Annotated in this window: 15 protein-coding genes; 4 read left to right on the top strand and 11 right to left on the bottom strand. The window is 70.1% G+C overall.

Translation table 11 applies throughout. The annotated features are described in order from the left end of the window. Nucleotides 1-38 precede the first annotated feature (38 nt). Entirely contained in the window at nucleotides 39-242 is a 204-nt protein-coding gene (locus tag HD601_RS35670; protein ID WP_184822544.1) for a CstA-like transporter-associated (seleno)protein, read from the bottom strand. After that, on the bottom strand, nucleotides 239-2,425 hold the full coding sequence (locus tag HD601_RS13230) for a carbon starvation CstA family protein (protein WP_184822542.1): 2,187 nt from the start codon (nucleotides 2,423-2,425) through the stop codon (nucleotides 239-241). The genes HD601_RS35670 and HD601_RS13230 overlap by 4 nt, the downstream gene beginning before the upstream one ends. A gap of 140 nt (nucleotides 2,426-2,565) precedes the next feature. Between HD601_RS13230 and HD601_RS13225 the strand changes: the two genes are divergently transcribed. Genes HD601_RS13225 through rarD form a run of 3 tightly spaced genes read left to right on the top strand, consistent with a single transcriptional unit; the run spans nucleotide 2,566 to nucleotide 6,536 of the window. Then, nucleotides 2,566-4,494, top strand: a complete 1,929-nt coding sequence (locus tag HD601_RS13225) for a 2-oxoacid:acceptor oxidoreductase subunit alpha (protein ID WP_184822540.1) — start codon at nucleotides 2,566-2,568, stop codon at nucleotides 4,492-4,494. A gap of 14 nt (nucleotides 4,495-4,508) precedes the next feature. Continuing rightward, complete coding sequence (locus tag HD601_RS13220) at nucleotides 4,509-5,549, top strand: 2-oxoacid:ferredoxin oxidoreductase subunit beta (RefSeq protein ID WP_221441587.1); 1,041 nt, start codon at nucleotides 4,509-4,511, stop codon at nucleotides 5,547-5,549. Nucleotides 5,550-5,609: 60 nt separating this feature from the next. Continuing rightward, on the top strand, nucleotides 5,610-6,536 hold the full coding sequence (gene rarD, locus HD601_RS13215; protein ID WP_221440921.1) for an EamA family transporter RarD: 927 nt from the start codon (nucleotides 5,610-5,612) through the stop codon (nucleotides 6,534-6,536). Nucleotides 6,537-6,568: 32 nt separating this feature from the next. On the opposite strand, the gene HD601_RS13210 is transcribed toward rarD, so the two are convergent. Beyond that, nucleotides 6,569-6,820: a GntR family transcriptional regulator gene (locus tag HD601_RS13210; RefSeq protein WP_184822536.1), complete on the bottom strand. Its 252-nt coding sequence runs from the start codon at nucleotides 6,818-6,820 to the stop codon at nucleotides 6,569-6,571. Nucleotides 6,821-6,902: 82 nt separating this feature from the next. Between HD601_RS13210 and HD601_RS13205 the strand changes: the two genes are divergently transcribed. Continuing rightward, nucleotides 6,903-7,172, top strand: a complete 270-nt coding sequence (locus tag HD601_RS13205) for a hypothetical protein (RefSeq protein ID WP_184822534.1) — start codon at nucleotides 6,903-6,905, stop codon at nucleotides 7,170-7,172. A gap of 21 nt (nucleotides 7,173-7,193) precedes the next feature. Here the strand turns inward: HD601_RS13205 and HD601_RS13200 are convergent, their stop codons facing one another. The 8 genes from HD601_RS13200 to nuoH all read right to left on the bottom strand — a co-directional run bounded on the left by HD601_RS13200 (nucleotide 7,194) and on the right by nuoH (nucleotide 16,220). Next, on the bottom strand, nucleotides 7,194-8,234 hold the full coding sequence (locus tag HD601_RS13200; protein WP_184822532.1) for a polyprenyl synthetase family protein: 1,041 nt from the start codon (nucleotides 8,232-8,234) through the stop codon (nucleotides 7,194-7,196). A gap of 5 nt (nucleotides 8,235-8,239) precedes the next feature. After that, on the bottom strand, nucleotides 8,240-9,766 hold the full coding sequence (nuoN, locus tag HD601_RS13195; protein WP_184822530.1) for an NADH-quinone oxidoreductase subunit NuoN: 1,527 nt from the start codon (nucleotides 9,764-9,766) through the stop codon (nucleotides 8,240-8,242). Continuing rightward, nucleotides 9,763-11,289, bottom strand: coding sequence for an NADH-quinone oxidoreductase subunit M (locus HD601_RS13190; RefSeq protein WP_221440918.1), 1,527 nt, complete (start codon nucleotides 11,287-11,289; stop codon nucleotides 9,763-9,765). The genes nuoN and HD601_RS13190 overlap by 4 nt, the downstream gene beginning before the upstream one ends. A gap of 11 nt (nucleotides 11,290-11,300) precedes the next feature. Next, nucleotides 11,301-13,163, bottom strand: coding sequence for an NADH-quinone oxidoreductase subunit L (nuoL, locus tag HD601_RS13185; RefSeq protein WP_184829806.1), 1,863 nt, complete (start codon nucleotides 13,161-13,163; stop codon nucleotides 11,301-11,303). A gap of 112 nt (nucleotides 13,164-13,275) precedes the next feature. Further along, nucleotides 13,276-13,575 carry an NADH-quinone oxidoreductase subunit NuoK gene (gene nuoK, locus HD601_RS13180; RefSeq protein ID WP_184822526.1) on the bottom strand — a complete coding sequence of 100 codons (300 nt, stop codon included), beginning with the start codon at nucleotides 13,573-13,575 and terminating at the stop codon, nucleotides 13,276-13,278. Continuing rightward, nucleotides 13,572-14,396 (bottom strand): NADH-quinone oxidoreductase subunit J, encoded by an 825-nt coding sequence (locus HD601_RS13175; protein ID WP_184822524.1) that lies wholly within the window; start codon nucleotides 14,394-14,396, stop codon nucleotides 13,572-13,574. The genes nuoK and HD601_RS13175 overlap by 4 nt, the downstream gene beginning before the upstream one ends. After that, nucleotides 14,396-14,950 carry an NADH-quinone oxidoreductase subunit NuoI gene (gene nuoI, locus HD601_RS13170; protein WP_184829802.1) on the bottom strand — a complete coding sequence of 185 codons (555 nt, stop codon included), beginning with the start codon at nucleotides 14,948-14,950 and terminating at the stop codon, nucleotides 14,396-14,398. The genes HD601_RS13175 and nuoI overlap by 1 nt, the downstream gene beginning before the upstream one ends. Next, entirely contained in the window at nucleotides 14,916-16,220 is a 1,305-nt protein-coding gene (gene nuoH / locus HD601_RS13165; protein ID WP_184829804.1) for an NADH-quinone oxidoreductase subunit NuoH, read from the bottom strand. The genes nuoI and nuoH overlap by 35 nt, the downstream gene beginning before the upstream one ends. Between the last annotated feature and the right edge of the window lie 3 nt (nucleotides 16,221-16,223).

Here is a 16,223-nt window from a genome sequence, read left to right as displayed (position 1 = left end):
TGCGGGGTTCCTCGCGGACCGCCCGCCCGCCCCGAGCCTCAGCAGCAGCGCTGCTGGGGCGACCGGTCGCGGTCGTCCTGCCGGCGGCGCTCGAACTCGCGCCGCGACAGCACCCGCACGTCGGCGTCGTGCCGGCGACAGTGCTCGACGTAACGATCGTAGGCGGTCTCGCCGCTGACCTCGCGCAGGTACCACCACACCCCCGCGGCGGCGCGTCCGACCACGCCGAGAACGGCGCTCACCTGCCGCCGTCCCGGTCGCCGCCGGAACGGCTCGCCGCGGCCATGAGCTCGCGCTCCTGGCGGGTCGGGATCAGCCCGGACGGCGCGACGATCGTGGACTCGACGTACGGCGCCTCGGTGCTGGTGGCCTTCGACGGGTCGCGCAGCGCCTTGACGCACACGCGGGCTGCGTCGGCGATGATGATCACGACCAGCAGCGCGAAGAACGCCGCCAGGATCCCGTCGACGGTGGAGTTCGTCACCACCTGCTCCATGTCGTCCAGGGAGCGCGCCGGCGGCAGCACCTCGCCGTTGGCCAGCGCCTCGGAGAACCGCTCGCGCTGGGCGAAGAAGCCGAGCACGGGATCGTCGGAGAACACCTTCTGCCAGCTCGCCGTCAACGTGACGGCGGCGTCCCACAACAAGGGGATGCCGGTGACCCAGGCCCACTTGAGCCGGCCGGACTTGATGAGGATCGTCGTCGCCACCGTCAGTGCGATGGCCGCGAGCAGCTGGTTGGCGATGCCGAACAGCGGGAACAGCTGGTTGATGCCGCCGAGCGGGTCGGTGACGCCGGCCCAGAGGAAGTAGCCCCAGGCGGCCACGACGACGGCGCTGGTGAGCCAGAGTCCCGGCTTCCACGACACGTCGCGCATCGGCTTCCAGACGTTGCCGAGGGTGTCCTGCAGCATGAACCGCCCGACGCGGGTGCCGGCGTCGACCGTCGTCAGGATGAACAGTGCCTCGAACATGATCGCGAAGTGGTACCAGAACGCCTGCGCGCCGACGCCGAAGCCGTCGGTGAAGATCTGCGACATGCCGACGGCGAGCGTGGGCGCGCCACCGGTGCGGGCCACCAGGGTCGACTCCTCGACCGAGGCGGCCGCGGCGGCCAGCTGGTCCGGTGAGATCGAGAAGCCCAGCCCGGCCACCGCTTGTGACGCCGATTCCAGCGTGTCGCCGAGGAAGCCGGCCGGGGCGTTCATGGCGTAGTACAGGCCGGGGTCGATGACCGACGCGGCGATCAGCGCGCTGATGGCGACGAACGACTCCATGAGCATGCCGCCGTAGCCGATCATCCGGACCTGCGACTCCTTCTCGATCAGCTTCGGCGTGGTGCCGGAGGCGATCAACGCGTGGAAGCCGGAGAGCGCACCGCAGGCGATGGTGATGAAGACGAACGGGAACAGCGAGCCCGCGAAGACCGGCCCGTCCCCCGTCGACGCGAACTCGGTGATCGCCTCGTTCTGCAGCATCGGCCGGGCCAGCAGCAGCCCGACGGCCAGCAGCACGATGGTGCCGATCTTCATGAACGTCGACAGGTAGTCGCGCGGTGCGAGCAGCATCCACACCGGCAGCACCGACGCCACGAAGCCGTAGATGACCAGCGCGAGCACGAGCGCCTCGGGCGACAGCGTGAACGTGTCGGCCCAGCTGGAGTCCTGGACCCAGCCGCCGCCGACGATGGCCAGCAGCAGCAGCGCCACGCCGATGAGGCTGGTCTCGATGACCCGCCCCGGCCGCAGCGTGCGCAGGTAGAACCCCATGAACAGCGCGATCGGGATCGTCATCGCGATCGAGAAGGTGCCCCACGCGGAGTCGGCCAGCGCGTTCACGACCACCAGCGCCAGCACGGCCAGCAGGATGATCATGATGGTGAACACGCCGACCAGCGCGGCGACACCGCCGACGACGCCGATCTCCTCGCGCGCCATCTGGCCGAGGCTCTTGCCGTTGCGGCGCATCGAGAAGAACAGGACGACCATGTCCTGGACGGCGCCGGCGAAGATCACCCCCACCACGATCCAGAGCGTGCCGGGCAGGTATCCCATCTGCGCCGCGAGCACAGGGCCGACCAGTGGGCCGGCGCCGGCGATGGCGGCGAAGTGGTGCCCGAACAGCACCCGGCGGTCGGTCGGCTGGAAGTCGGTGTCGTTGCGCAGCGTCTCGGCCGGGGTGGCCCGGGTGTCGTCGACCTTCAGCACCCGCCGGGTGATGAACCGCGCGTAGAAGCGGTAGGCGATGGCGTACGAGCCCAGGGCCGCGGCCAGCAGCCACAACGCCGAGATCTCCTCGCCGCGGACCAGCGCGACGACGGCCCAGGAGACCGCGCCCACGACGGCGACCAGCGTCCAGATCACGATCGATCTGAGCGGAGGACGTCCCCGGGACGGGGCGGGCTCGGTGTGGACGGTGTCGACCATGACGACCTCCGAACTGATCTAGACCAGTGGCATGACCGTAGAGATTACGCGCAGATGTCCGTTCGGTCGAGAGATGCGACGCCCGAGAGATCTCTCACGCTTCGGACGCCGGGACGGTTCCTGTGGAAAGTCGCCGTAGCATGGATGGTCGTGATCCGAGCCGGGGACACCCCGGAGACACGCACATCGTAGGGAGGCGTCGACACACGGTGACGGTGAAGCACGTACGCGAGCTCGACCGTGTCGTGATCCGATTCGCTGGCGACTCCGGTGACGGAATGCAGCTGACCGGCGACAGATTCACTGCCGAGACCGCCTCCTTCGGCAACGACCTCTCGACACTGCCCAACTTCCCGGCCGAGATCCGCGCTCCGGCCGGCACCCTGCCCGGCGTGTCCAGCTTCCAGCTGCACTTCGCCAACTACGACATCCTGACCCCGGGCGACGCGCCCGACGTGCTGGTGGCCATGAACCCGGCCGCACTCAAGGCGAACCTGCCCGACGTGCCCAAGGGCGCCACCATCATCGTCGACACCGGCGACTTCACGCCGCGCGCGCTGAAGAAGGTCGGCTGGGACGCCAACCCGCTCGAGGACAACACCCTCAGCGCCTACAAGGTGCACGCGCTGGACCTCTCCGGCATCACCATGGAGGCCCTGGCGCCGTTCGGCCTCTCGCGCAAGGACGCCTCGCGGTCGAAGAACATGTTCGCGCTCGGCCTGCTGTCCTGGATGTACGGACGGTCCATCGACGGCACCGTCAAGTTCCTGCGCGAGAAGTTCGCCTCGCGCGAGGCCATCCGCGACGCCAACATCGCCGCGCTCCAGGCCGGCTGGAACTACGGCGAGACCACCGAGGACTTCGCGGTCTCGTACGAGGTCAAGCCCGCCGCCATGCCGGCCGGCACCTACCGGAACATCACCGGCAACCTCGCGCTGTCGTACGGCCTCGTCGCGGCGGCGCGCCAGTCCGGGCTGCCGCTGTTCCTGGGGTCCTACCCCATCACCCCGGCGTCGGACATCCTGCACGAGCTGTCCAAGCACAAGCGGTTCGGCGTGCGCACGTTCCAGGCCGAGGACGAGGTCGCGGCCATCGGCGCCGCGCTGGGCGCGTCGTTCGGCGGTGCCCTGGGCGTCACCACCACGTCCGGCCCCGGCGTCGCGCTCAAGGGCGAGACCGTCGGCCTGGCCGTGTCGCTCGAGCTGCCACTGGTCATCGTCGACGTCCAGCGCGGCGGGCCGTCCACCGGCCTGCCCACGAAGACCGAGCAGGCCGACCTGCTGCAGGTGCTCTACGGCCGCAACGGCGAGTCGCCGGTCCCGGTGGTCGCCGCGTCGTCGCCGTCGGACTGCTTCCACGCCGCCATCGAGGCCGTGCGCATCGCCGTCACGTACCGCACGCCGGTGTTCCTGCTGTCCGACGGCTACCTCGCCAACGGCTCCGAGCCCTGGCACGTGCCCGACGTCGAGTCACTGCCGGTCATCCACCCGAACTTCGCCACCGAGCTCAACCACGACGGCGAGGGCGAGCGCGACTTCTGGCCGTACCTGCGCGACCCCGAGACACTGGCCCGCCCGTGGGCCGTGCCCGGCACGCCCGGCCTCGAGCACCGCATCGGCGGCATCGAGAAGCTCGACGGCCCGGGCACCATCTCGTACGACCCCAACAACCACGAGCGCATGGTGCGCCTGCGCCAGGCCAAGGTCGACGGCATCGCCGGCGTCCCGGACCTCGAGGTCGAGGACCCCAGCGGCGCGGCCCGCCTGCTGGTGGTCGGCTGGGGGTCCACCTACGGGCCCATCGGCGCGGCGGTGCGGCGGGCCCGCAAGGCCGGCCACAACGTGGCCCAGGCGCACCTGCGTCATCTCAACCCGATGCCCGCCAACACCGGCGACGTGCTGCGCGCCTACGACCGCGTGCTGGTGCCGGAGATGAACCTCGGACAGCTCGCCCTGCTACTGCGCGGCAAGTACCTCGTCGACGTCGTCGGGTACAACCGCGTGCGCGGGCTGCCGTTCAAGGCCGAAGAACTGGCCGACGTGATCATGGAGGAGGTGGGTGCGCTGTGACCGCACCCGTCGAACTGGGCCTGCCCGGGCTCGCCGGCGTCCCGACCACGGACGTCAAGCAGACGAAGAAGGACTTCACCAGCGACCAGGAGGTCCGCTGGTGCCCGGGCTGCGGCGACTACGCCGTGCTCGCGGCCGTCCAGGGCTTCCTGCCCGACCTCGGCCTGGCGCGCGAGAACATCGTCTTCGTCTCGGGCATCGGCTGCTCCTCGCGCTTCCCGTACTACATGAACACCTACGGGATGCACTCCATCCACGGCCGCGCGCCGGCCATCGCGACCGGCCTGGCCGCGTCGCGCCCCGATCTCTCGGTGTGGGTCATCACCGGCGACGGCGACGCGCTCTCCATCGGCGGCAACCACCTGATCCACGCGCTGCGCCGCAACGTCAACCTGACGATCCTGCTGTTCAACAATCGCATCTACGGGCTGACCAAGGGCCAGTACTCGCCGACCAGCGAGCAGGGCAAGGTCACCAAGTCCACGCCCATGGGCTCGCTCGAGGCGCCGTTCAACCCGGTGTCGCTGGCGCTGGGCGCCGAGGCCACCTTCGTCGCGCGCACCATCGACTCCGACCGCCAGCACCTCACGTCGGTGCTGTCGGCCGCGGCGGCGCACCGCGGCACGTCGCTGGTCGAGATCTACCAGAACTGCAACATCTTCAACGACGGCGCGTTCGAGATTCTCAAGAACAAGGACAGCCGCGACGAGGTTCTCATCCGGCTCGAGCACGGCGAGCCGGTGCGCTTCGGCACCGACGGCCAGCACGGCGTGCGCCGCAACCCCGCCACGGGCTCGCTCGAGGTGTGCGACGGCGACGACCCCGGCCTGGTGGTCCACGACGCCACCGCCGACGACCCCACCCAGGCGTTCGCGCTCTCGCGGCTGGCCGACCCGGGCACACTGGCGCGCAGCCCCATCGGCATCTTCCGCCGGGTCGAGCGGCCGGCCTACGGCGACCTCATGAGCGCCCAGGTCGACGAGGCCGCGCTGAAGCAGGGCGAGGGCGACCTGCAGGCCCTGCTGCGCGGCAACGACGCGTGGACGGTGGGCTGACGCCGTCTCGCGTCATGAGCTAATCGAGCAGTGGTTGCTGGCAGGTCGTAGCATGCCCTGGTGAGCAGCCCCCGGTCCGGCGTCCTGTACGGCGTCACGGCGTACGCGCTCTGGGGCATGTTCCCGCTGTACATCAAGCTGCTGCAAGAGACCGGCGCCGTCGAGATCCTGGCGCACCGGGTGGTCTGGTCGCTGGTGCTGGTGCTCGGGCTGCTGGCCGTGGCCCGCAACCTCGGCCGGCTGCGGACGCTCGGACGGCGCGCGTACGGCCTGCTGACGCTGGCGGCGCTGCTCATCTGCGTCAACTGGGGCGTCTACATCTGGGCGGTCAACAACGACCACGTCGTCGAGACCGCACTCGGGTACTTCATCAACCCGCTGGTGACGGTGCTGCTCGGCGTCCTCGTGTTCGGCGAGCGGCTGCGCTGGCTGCAGTGGTCCGCGCTCGGACTGGCCGCCGTCGCCGTCGTCGTCCTCACCGTCGACTACGGCCGCCCGCCGTGGATCGCGCTGGCACTGGCGTTCTCGTTCGGCACCTACGGCCTGGTCAAGAAGAAGGCCGGCGTCGACGCCGTCGAGAGCCTCGCCGTCGAGACCGCCGTCCTCTTCCCGCCGGCCCTCGCGTACCTGCTGGTGCTGGGCGCGACGGGCTCCGGCGACTTCGTCTCGGCCGGCTGGGGCACGACGCTGCTGCTGGCCGGCTGCGGCATCGTCACCGCCGTGCCGTTGCTCTGCTTCGGCGCGGCGGCCGTGCGGGTGCCGCTGACGACGCTCGGGACGCTGCAGTACCTGACGCCGACGCTGCAGTTCCTGCTCGGCGTACTCGTCTACCACGAGACGGTGCCGCCGGTGCGCTGGTTCGGGTTCGCGCTGATCTGGCTCGCGCTGATCGTCCTGACGACCGAGGTCCTGGTCCGCCGGCGGCGCGATCGCCGGGCCGCGCTGGACCGGCTGGTCCTCGACCCCGCCGCCACCGCCTCCCGCTGACCCGCTCGCGCTTCGCATACCGGCGGAGCCGGTCAGGCGTCGGGAGAGGGCTGGTCGGGGGCGACGAAGGTGCCCTTGCCGTGCACGGTGAGGATGCGGCCGCGCTCGCGCAGCTCGACCATGGCCCGCCGGACGGTGAGGTAGGCGACGGCGAGGTCGCGCTCGGGGGCGAGGCGGGCGCCGGGCTTGAGCTCGCCGGCCTCGATGCGGGCGGTGATGTGGTCGGCGATGGCGACGTAGAGCAGCTCGTGGCCCTGTGGCCGGAACTCCGGGGCGTCACCCATGCCGTCCACCATAGAAGCTCTGCTGACCTGCACAAAGACACTGAGCTATACAAAGGTCTGTAGTGCCACTTAAAGTCATCCCATGCAGGAGGAGACCTTGACCGGCTGGCTGCTCTGGAGCCGGCCACCCGTGCGCCAGCTCGACGTGATCGTCGTCACCGATCAGGACGGTGCCACGCTCGCCAACCGGCCACTGCCCTACGGCACCGTCGGCACGCGCGGCTGGGATGTCACGCTGCGCCAGCTCGGCTTCGAACGGCTCGGCGCATGGATGACCACGTCGGGCGGCTACTGCTGCCGCGTCCAGCGCATCGGCGCGCCGCCCGCCGCCGTCCTGGCCCGGACGGCGTGATCCTTGAACCGGGAACGGGGCTCAGGACATCCGGGTGACGACGGAGTCGCAGAGCGCGTGCAGCGCGACCCGGGCCGGAACGTCCGGCAGGGCGGCCAGCGCGGCCCGGGCGTCGTCGGCCCAGCGGCGGACGTCGGCCGAGGCCTCGTCCATGGCCGGGTGGGCGCGCAGCAGCTCGAGGGCCTCGGCGTGGTCGGCGTCGTCGACCACGGGGCCGGAGATGAGCGAGAGCAGCCGCTCGTCGCCGGGCCGGGCGGCCCGCCGGGCGTACAGCACGGGCAGGGTGGCCACGCCCTCGCGCAGGTCGGTGCCGGGCGTCTTGCCCGACAGCCGCTCGGAGCCGACGATGTCGAGGAGGTCGTCGGCGAGCTGGAAGGCCATGCCGATGCGCTCGCCGAACTGGCCCAGCACCTCGACCTGCGATGGGTCGACACCGGCGTGCAGCGAGCCCAGGCGCGTCGACGCCGCGATGAGGGAGGCCGTCTTGTCCGACAGCACCGACAGGTAGTGCGCGACGGGGTCCTCGCCGTCGCGCGGGCCCAGGGTCTCGTGCAGCTGGCCGTGCACCAGCCGCTGGAAGGTGCGGGCCTGGATGCGCACAGACTCGGGCCCGAGGTCGGCCAGCAGGTCCGACGCGCAGGCGAACAGGAAGTCGCCGGTGAGGATGGCGACGCTGTTGCCCCAGCGCGCGTTCGCGCTGACCGCGCCCCGCCGCAGCTGCGCCTCGTCCATGACGTCGTCGTGGTAGAGCGTGCCGACGTGGGTGAGCTCGACGACCACGGCGGCCGGCACGACCTTGGGTGCGTCGATGTCGCCGAAGCCGCCCGCCAGCAGGGTCAGCATGGGCCGGAACCGCTTGCCCCCGGCCTGGGCCAGATGCCGGGAGCTCTCGCTGAGCATGGCGTCGTCGGTCTTCACCGCCGCCAGCAGCCGCGCCTCGACGTCGTCGAGGCCCGCGCTGATGGCCGCCTCGAGGGCCGCGTCGACGGACGGAATGCCCAGACCGTTGCTCAACGCCGGCCCCTCCCCAGTCAGCCGGGCACGATCACCCGGCAGGAGCATCCACTCTAACGAACGAACTGCGACGCCTGCTGCGCCAGGTCCAGCAGCGGTCCGGGCACGATGCCCAGCAGCAGCGTCGCGGCGGCCCCCAGCGTGATCCCGACCGCGGTCCACAGGCTCGGCACGGCCACCGTCGGGCCCTCCGGCGCGGGGTCGCTGAAGAACATCAGCACGATGACCCGCACGTAGAAGAACGCCGCGATGGCGCTGGCGATGACGCCGACCACGACCAGCGGCGCGGCGCCGCCGTCGATGGCCGCCGTGAACACCGACAGCTTGCCGACGAAGCCGCTCGTGAGCGGGATGCCGGCGAACGCGAGCAGGAACAGCGCGAAGGTCGCCGCCAGCACCGGCGAGCGGCGGCCGAGCCCGGCCCACTTGGCCAGGTGCGTCGCCTCGCCGCCGGAGTCGCGGACCAGCGTCACGACGGCGAACGCGCCGAGCGTCGAGATGCCGTAGGTGGCCAGGTAGAACAGGATCGCCGCAGTGGCCGACGAGTCCGCCGCGACCATGGCCGTCAGGACGAACCCGGCGTGCGCGATGGACGAGTAGGCCAGCATCCGCTTGATGTCGGTCTGCGTCAGGGCGACGACGGCGCCGACCAGCATGGTGGCGATGGCGACGGCCCACAGCATGGGCTGCCAGTCGGTACGCATGCCGCCGAATGCGACGTAGAACAGCCGCACCATGGCGCCGAAAGCGGCCAGCTTGGTGCAGGCGGCCATGAACCCGGTGACGGGAGTCGGCGCGCCCTGGTACACGTCGGGCGTCCACGAGTGGAACGGCACGGCGCCGACCTTGAACAGCAGGCCCACCGCCATCAGCCCGATGCCGGCCAGCAGGATGCCGTCCTGGCCGACGTTGGCCGTCAGCGCCTCGGAGATCTCACCGAAGCGCAGCGTGCCCGCGTAGCCGTAGACGAACGCCATGCCGAACAGGAAGATCGCCGACGAGAACGCGCCCAGCAGGAAGTACTTGAGCGCGGCCTCCTGCGAGAGCAGCCGGCGCCGGCGGGCCATGCCGCACAGCAGGTACAGCGGCAGCGACATGACCTCGAGCGCGATGAACAGCATCAGCAGGTCGTTGGCGGCTGGGAAGAGCATCATGCCGCCGACGGCGAACAGCGCCAGCGGGTAGACCTCGGTCTGCAGCATCCGCTCGCGGACGAGGACCCGCTCCTCCTCGCTGCCCGGCAGCGACGAGGCGGCGGGGGCGAACGCGTCGCCACCGGCCTCGAGCCGCCGCTCGGCGAAGAACCCGATGCTGATGATCGCGAGCACCAGGATGGTGCCCTGCAGGAACAGGGCCGGGCCGTCGATGGCGACGGCGCCGACCGCGGCGACGATGTCGGTGCCGGCCAGCAGGATCACCTGGACCAGCGCGGCCACGAGGGCCAGCAGCGCCACCGCGACCTGGACCGGGTGCCGGACCTTGCGCGGGACGAACGCCTCGATCAGCACGCCGATGACGGCGGCGCCGAAGATCGTGATGAGCGGCGCCAGTTCGGCGTACTCGATGGTCGGGGCGTTCACCGGCCAGTCCCTTCCTCGACGTGTTCAGCGACGGGAGCCAGCGGCTCGGGTTGTTCGACGCCGACTTCGACGAGCGTCGGGCCGACGGCCTCGTCGATGGCGTCGGTCAGCGGCTTCGGGAAGAAGCCGACGACCAGCAGCAGCGCCAGCAGCGGGGTGATGACGGCGACCTCGCGGGTGCGCAGGTCGGGCATGCCCTCGACGGCCGGGCGCACGGGTCCGGTCATGGTCCGCTGGTAGAGCCAGAGGATGTACAGCGCGGACAGCACGATGCCCAGCGTCGCGATGATCGCGGCCGGCCGGTACCGCAGGAACGTCCCCGAGATGACCAGGAACTCCGACAGGAACGTCGCCAGCGGCGGCAGCGCCAGCCCGGAGAGGCCGGCGAACAGGAACACGCCGGCGAGCTTCGGCGCCGGCTTCTGCACGCCGCCGAAGTCGTCGACCTGGCGCGACCCGCGCCGGCTGATGAGGAAGCCGATGACGATGAACAGCGCGATGGTCGACAGGCCGTGGTTCACCATGTAGAACGTCGCGCCGGTCGCGGCCTGGCTGGTCAGTGCGAAGATGCCCAGCACGATGAAGCCGAAGTGCGAGATCGACGTGTAGCCGATGAGCCGCTTCATGTCGGTCTGGCCGATGGCCAGCAGCGCGCCGTAGATGATGCTGACGACCGCGAGCACGACGATGACCGGTGCGGCATCGCGCGACGCGTCCGGGAACAGCGGCAGCACCAGCGCGATCATGCCGTAGGTGCCGACCTTGTCGGCCACGCCGGACAGGAACGCCGCGTTCGACGGCGTCGCCTCGGCCGCCGCGTCGGGCAGCCAGGTGTGGAACGGCCACAGCGGCGCCTTGATGGCGAACGCCAGCATGAAGCCGATGAACAGCCACCACTGGGTGGTGGTGTCGATGTCCAGGGCGACGAGGTCGGGCAGGAAGAACGACGGGTTGCCGGCGTCGACGGACTGCACGTACAGCCCGATGACGGCGGCCAGCATGGCCAGCCCGCCGACCAGGTTGTAGAGCAGGAACTTCACCGCGGCGTAGCGACGCTGCGGGCCACCGTACATGCCGATCATGAAGTACAGCGGGATCAGCATGGCCTCGAACACGACGTAGAACAGCAGCACGTCCTGCGCGAGGAACGCCGTCAGCGTCAGTGCCTCGACCGCGAGCAGCAGCGCGAAGAACGCCTTGGGGTCGCGCTGCTCCTCCTCGGCCTCGTGCCACATGGCCACGGCCACGATCGGCGTCGCCAGCACGGTCAGGGCGACCAGCGCGAGGCTGATGCCGGTGACGTCCAGCGCCCACGAGGCCCCGAACTCGGGGATCCACTCGTAGGTCTCCTCCTGGACGCCCATGTCGACGTCGAAGAGGAACTGGATGCTGATCAGCGCGCCGATGACGAGCGTCACCAGCGCGGCGCCCGTCGCGACCTGCTTGGCGAGCGTGCCCCGCCCGGACGGCACGAGGGCGGTGAGCACCGCCCCCAGCGCCGGCAGGGCGATGAGCGTGGTCAACCAGGGAAAGGTCACGGCAGCCTCACCAACAGCATGGCCAGCACGACGACGCCGACGCCGCCGAGCATCGTCACGGCATAGGAACGGACGAACCCGGTCTGCAGGCGCCTCAGCCGCGACGACAGGCCGCCGACGGCGGTCGCCGTGCCGACCACGGCGCCGTCGACGCCCCGGTTCTCGAAGTAGACGAGCGAGCGGGTCAGGTACTGCCCCGGACGCATGAACACCGCCTCGTTGAAGGCGTCGCCGTACAGGTCGTTGCGGGCGGCGACGGTGAGCGGGTTGCCGGCCGGGACGTCCTCGCGGACGGCGCGGCGGCCGTACATGACCCAGGCGATGGCGACGCCGACGACGACGGTGGCCAGGGTGATCGCGATCAGCAGCCACAGCGGCATGGGCAGGTCGTGGTGCGCCTCACCGGTGACCGGCGCGAGCCAGTCGACGATGCCGGCGCCCAGGTAGAGCAGCGCGAACCCCCCGACCACCGACAGGAAGGCCAGCACCCAGAGCGGGGTGGTCATGACCGGCGGCGACTCGTGCGGCGGCTGGTCCTGCTTCCAGCGCCGGTTGCCGAAGAACGTCATCAGCATGAGGCGGGTCATGTAGAACGCGGTGATGCCGGCGCCGAGCAGCGTGGCCAGGCCGGTGATCCAGTTGTCCGCGAACGCGGCCTCGATGATCTTGTCCTTGGAGAAGTACCCGGCGAACGGCGGGATGCCGATGATGGCCAGGTAGCCCATGGCGAACGTGATGAACGTGACCGGCATGACGATGCGCAGGCCGCCGTAGCGGCGCATGTTCACCTCGTCGTGCATGCCGTGCATCACCGAGCCGGCGCCGAGGAACATGTTGGCCTTGAAGAAGCCGTGCGTCAGCAGGTGGAAGATCGCGAACGCGTACCCGGCCGGGCCGAGACCCGCCGCGAGCGTCATGTAGCCGATCTGGCTCATGGTCGAGCCGGCCAGCGCCTTCTTGATGTCGTCCTTGGCGCAACCGATGATCGCACCCATCAGCAGCGTGATGGCGCCGACGATGACGACGGCGGTCCGCGCGTCGGGAGCGAGGTCGTAGATGGCCGCCGACCGCACGATCAGGTAGACGCCGGCGGTGACCATGGTCGCGGCGTGGATGAGCGCCGACACCGGGGTCGGGCCCTCCATGGCGTCCAGGAGCCAGGACTGCAGCGGGAACTGCGCGGACTTGCCGCAGGCGCCGAGCAGCAGGAACAGGCCGATGACGGTGACCCAGCCGGTCGACGCGCCCTCGGCCGACGCGAACACCACGTCGAACGCCGTCGAGCCGAAGACCAGGATCATCGACGACATCGCGAGCACCATGCCCATGTCGCCGACGCGGTTGACCACGAACGCCTTCTTGGCCGCGACCGCCGCCGAGTCCTTGTGCTGCCAGAACCCGATGAGCAGGTACGACGCCAGGCCGACGCCCTCCCACCCGATGAACAGCACCAGGTAGTCCGCGGCCAGCACCAGCAGCAGCATCGCCGCGACGAACAGGTTCAGGTAGCCGAAGAACCGGCGCCGCCGCTCGTCGCGCTCCATGTAGCCGATCGAGTAGACGTGGATCAGCGACCCGACGCCGGTGATCAGCAGCACGAACGAGATGGACAGCTGGTCCAGCAGCAGGCTCACGTCGACGGAGTAGCCGCCCGCGTTGACGTACTCCCAGAGCTGCGAGGTGAACGCGCGGCCGTCCGAGGGCTCGCCGAGCATGGCGAAGAACAGCACCACGCCCATGACGAACGAGGCGATGGACGCCGCGCAGCCGATGAGGTGGCCGACCTTGTCGGTGCGCCGCCCGCCGAGCAGCAGGATCGCGGCGCCCAGCAGCGGGAACGCGATGAGCAGCCAGGTCAGGTCGAAGACGCCGGTGGCCTCGGCGACCGCCTGGCCGCCGCCGTGCCCGCCCTCGGTGGCGACAGCCGTCGCCAGCGCGCTGAGTGTGGAAGTCACTGGTTCCTCACGCCCGTCAGAGCTTCAGCAGGCTGGCGTCGTCGACCGACGCGGACCTGCGAGTTCGGAAGATCGTCACGATGATCGCGAGCCCGACGACGACCTCGGCCGCGGCCACGACCATGACGAAGAACGCCACGATCTGGCCGTCGAGGTCGCCGTGCATCCGGGCGAAGGTGACGAACGCGAGATTGGCCGCGTTGAGCATGAGCTCCACGGACATGAACGCCACCAGCGCGTTGCGCCGGATGAGCACGCCGGCGGCGCCGATCGAGAACAGGATGATCGACAGCACCAGGTAGTTGGTCGGGTTCATGCGCGCTCACCTCCGGATGCGCCGTCGTCGGTACCGATCTCGCCGGCCGGCTCGTCGGCGTCACCCTCGGCAGCGGCCTCGATGTCGGCCGGGGTGGGATGGTGCCGGAACTCCTCGGTGGACCGGGCGGCGCCGCGGGCGACCAGCACCCGGTTGATCGACGCCTCGCTCGGGGTGCCGTCGGGCAGCAGGGCCGGGGTGTCGACGGCGTTGTGCCGCGCGTACACGCCCGGGACCGGCAGGCCCGCGGCCTCTCCGGGGGGACCCTCGGAGAACCGCTTGATCGACAGTTCCTTCTGCGTCGGCCGGTTGAAGATCCGCTCGCGGTGGGTCAGCGTCATGGCGCCGACGGCGGCGGTGATCAGCAGCGCGGCCACGATCTCGAAGGCCCAGACGTAGGTGCCGAAGATGAGGTCGGCGATGGCCGCCACATTGCCGTCCGGCGTCGCCTGCGCGAGGCCCGCGGGCTCCTCGGGGAGCGTGGCCCGCACCGTCACCGACGTCAGCAGGACGATGACGCCGAGGACCGCCAGCACGGCCGCGACCCGCTGGCCCCGGATCGTCTCGACCCGGGAGTCCGAGGAGTCGACGCCGACCAGCATGATGACGAACAGGAACAGCATCATGATGGCGCCGGTGTAGACGACGATCTGCACGACGCCGAGGAACGGCGCCTCCTGGGCGATGTAGAACAGCGCCAGCGAGATCATCGTGACGGCGAGGCTCAGGGCGCCGTGGACGGCCTTGCGCGAGAACACCAGGCCCAGCGCGCCCAGGACGGCGATCGGCGCCATGATCCAGAACAGGGCTGCCTCGCCCATCACGACCCCTCACCGGTGGAGCGGCCGATGCCCGCGCCGAGGTAGTAGTCGCGCTCGTCGTCGCCGAGCCGCATGGGGTGCGGCGGCTCCTCCATGCCGGGCAGCAGCGGCGCGAGGAGGTCCTTCTTCTCGTAGATGAGGCTCTCGCGCGTGTGGTCGGCCAGCTCGTACTCGTTGGTCATCGTGAGCGCACGTGTCGGGCACGCCTCGATGCAGAGTCCGCAGAGGATGCAGCGCAGGTAGTTGATCTGGTAGACGCGGCCGTACCGCTCACCGGGCGAGAAGCGCTCGTCGTCGGTGTTGGAGGCGCCCTCGACGTAGATGGCGTCGGCGGGACACGCCCAGGCGCACAGCTCGCACCCGACGCACTTCTCCAGGCCGTCGGGGTGCCGGTTGAGCTGGTGCCGCCCGTGGAACCGCGGCGCCACGGGGTGCGGCTGCTCCGGGTACTGCTCGGTGACCGGCTTTCGGAACACGTTGCGGAACGTGACCCCGAAGCCCGCCACCGGGTCGAGGAACTTAGGCACGACTGCTCTCCTCGGTACGGTCGTCAGTCTGGGTGGTGGCCGCGGGAATGCGGGCCGCCACGAACTCCTGGCCCGGCATCGGCGGCACCGGGTGGCCGCCCGCGAACGCGTCGAACTCGCGTTCCTCGGGCTCCGGCTCGGCCGGCTTCTTCTTCTCCGGGATCAGCAGGCTGCCGATCAGCAGCACCGCGACCGCGATGCCGCCGTACAGGAGGATCTGGTTGCGCTCGAGGCCCTCGTTGAACGCCAGCCGCATGCCGGCCACCGCGACGATCCAGACCAGCGAGATCGGCAGCAGCACCTTCCAGCAGAAGTGCATGAACTGGTCGTACCGGAGCCGCGGCAGCGTGCCGCGCAGCCAGATGAAGATGAAGATCAGCAGGATGACCTTGCCGAGGAACCAGAGCAGCGGCCACCAGCCGGTGTTGAACATGCCGTCGTTGATGGCCGAGATGGGCCACGGTGCGCGCCAGCCGCCCAGGAACAGCGTGGTCGCGATGGCCGAGACGTTGACCATGTTGAAGTACTCGGCCTGGAAGAACATGGCGTACTTGAACGACGAGTACTCCGTGCCCCAGCCGGCGACGAGCTCGCCCTCGGCCTCGGGTAGGTCGAACGGCGCCCGGTTGGTCTCGCCGACCATGGCGATGAGGTAGATGAGGAACGACGGCAGCAGGATGATGCCGTACCAGAGCCGCTCCTGCTCCTCGACGATGCCCGAGGTCGACATGGTGCCGGCGAACAGGAACACGCCGACGAACGACAGCCCCATGACCAGCTCGTACGAGATGACCTGGGCGGTCGAGCGCAGCCCGCCGAGCAGCGGGTAGGTCGAGCCGCTGGACCAGCCGGCCAGCATGAGGCCGTAGACGCCGACCGACGCGATGGCCAGCGTGAACAGCACGGCGACCGGGAGGTCGGTGAGCTGCAGCCGGGTCTCGGTGCCGAAGATCGAGACCTCGGGGCCCATGGGGATGACCGCGAGGATGAGGAACGACGGCACCAGCGCGACGATGGGCGCGAGGACGTAGACGACCTTGTCGGCCGCCTTCGGGATGATGTCCTCCTTGAACATCAGCTTCGTGCCGTCGGCCAGGCTCTGCAGCCAGCCGCCGGGGCCCGTGCGGTTCGGGCCGAGGCGGTGCTGCATGCGCGCCACGACCTTGCGCTCGAAGACGATGTTGAACAGCGTCAGCAGGATCAGCAGCACGAAGATCGCGACGACCTTGATGGCGATGATCCACCACGGGTCGTTGCCGAAGCCGGCGACCTGGTCCGACGTCGTCTCTGCGGCGATGGC

The sequence above is a fragment of the Jiangella mangrovi genome, from assembly GCF_014204975.1.
GTDB lineage: Bacteria > Actinomycetota > Actinomycetes > Jiangellales > Jiangellaceae > Jiangella > Jiangella mangrovi.
The sequence above is the reverse complement of the archived record's forward strand: the minus strand, read 5'-3'. Positions and strand labels throughout refer to the sequence as shown.

Excerpts from the sequence above, each read along its gene's own strand:
- HD601_RS13230 (WP_184822542.1), bottom strand. The coding sequence starts at position 2,425 with ATGGTCGACACCGTCCACACCGAGCCCGCCCCGTCCCGGGGACGTCCT.
- HD601_RS13225 (WP_184822540.1), top strand. The coding sequence starts at position 2,566 with ATGGATGGTCGTGATCCGAGCCGGGGACACCCCGGAGACACGCACATC.
- HD601_RS13210 (WP_184822536.1), bottom strand. The coding sequence starts at position 6,820 with ATGGGTGACGCCCCGGAGTTCCGGCCACAGGGCCACGAGCTGCTCTAC.
- HD601_RS13205 (WP_184822534.1), top strand. The coding sequence starts at position 6,903 with ATGCAGGAGGAGACCTTGACCGGCTGGCTGCTCTGGAGCCGGCCACCC.
- HD601_RS13200 (WP_184822532.1), bottom strand. The coding sequence starts at position 8,234 with ATGCTCCTGCCGGGTGATCGTGCCCGGCTGACTGGGGAGGGGCCGGCG.
- nuoK (WP_184822526.1), bottom strand. The coding sequence starts at position 13,575 with ATGAACCCGACCAACTACCTGGTGCTGTCGATCATCCTGTTCTCGATC.
- HD601_RS13175 (WP_184822524.1), bottom strand. The coding sequence starts at position 14,396 with ATGGGCGAGGCAGCCCTGTTCTGGATCATGGCGCCGATCGCCGTCCTG.